The 509-nt window shown below is 60.1% G+C and carries 1 protein-coding gene; it reads right to left on the reverse strand.

What is annotated here, in order from left to right; translation table 11 throughout:
• Positions 1-63: 63 nt before the first annotated feature.
• On the reverse strand, positions 64-270 hold the full coding sequence (locus AAC147_RS10300; RefSeq protein ID WP_339955602.1) for a hypothetical protein: 207 nt from the start codon (positions 268-270) through the stop codon (positions 64-66).
• Between the last annotated feature and the right edge of the window lie 239 nt (positions 271-509).

The raw sequence follows: 509 nt of genomic DNA on the forward strand, positions 1-509 counted from the left end.
TCTCCGGCGAGTAATAACGGTGCCGATTGTAAAAAAGCCCCGACTCCTCATCAAAATACTGGCCTAAAAAGGGGCATCATCTCCGAGGCAGTCATACCCGCACGACCTCGCCAGCCCGCACAGGACAAGGCTTTCGAAGTGGCAGATTGAGCCGATTTTGCCCCGATCATTTCTTGACCCCGACGCACCTTTTGGGATTATTTGCCACGCTACCGCCGCAAGCTGTGGTGCAATAATAGCTGACTGCTTTCCTTTTGATGCGCTGAACAACCTGATCCTGTGCGGTTTTTCACGGCAACGGGCGAACGGTGGCCGGCTTGCCGGACGCCGGGCGGCCGTTCTGCGGGGGCGGGCGGCACAGAGCCCGCAAGCGGCGCCTTGCGACGCTATCAAGCACTGATGCTCAGGATCTGGATCGGTTTTACTGATGAGGCTTTACTCAAGGGAAGCCCCCTGCGGGGGCTGCACGGGGCGGCGATGGCGAGCACGGCAGCGACTGCGAGCCGGGC

It is taken from the genome of Xenorhabdus sp. NBAII XenSa04 (assembly GCF_963866145.1).
GTDB classification, from domain to species: domain Bacteria; phylum Pseudomonadota; class Gammaproteobacteria; order Enterobacterales; family Enterobacteriaceae; genus Xenorhabdus; species Xenorhabdus indica.